The 308-nt window shown below is 36.7% G+C and carries 1 protein-coding gene; it reads right to left on the reverse strand.

From position 1 onward, the window contains the following. Window positions 1-2: 2 nt before the first annotated feature. On the reverse strand, window positions 3-308 hold a 306-nt coding region (locus L979_RS16175; RefSeq protein ID WP_197052048.1), incomplete at its 5' end, for a hypothetical protein.

The raw sequence follows: 308 nt of genomic DNA on the forward strand, positions 1-308 counted from the left end.
ATTCATTCTTTTTTATCCTCCGTTTGTTCTTCTTCTACTTCTGGAACACTTACACCGTTCTTTTTCATAAGTTTAACCAAACCGTCGAACATAGGACTGATTTTTGCGACCAAATAAATAAATTGCCCTACAAAGTACAATAAACCTACGTCAATCACAGTTTTGGCAATATCAGAAGTTGAGGGAGTTTGTGTAAAGAAGAAGACCGCATATAAAACCCACAGGGATAAAATAACCGTTAAGTCAATCACAAGTCTACGTTTGAAAGGTGGGTTCATTGCTTCTCTATCTTTAACCCATGTAGCGAA

This window comes from Kocuria sp. ZOR0020, assembly GCF_000800955.1.
In the GTDB taxonomy this organism is placed as follows: domain Bacteria; phylum Actinomycetota; class Actinomycetes; order Actinomycetales; family Micrococcaceae; genus Kocuria; species Kocuria subflava.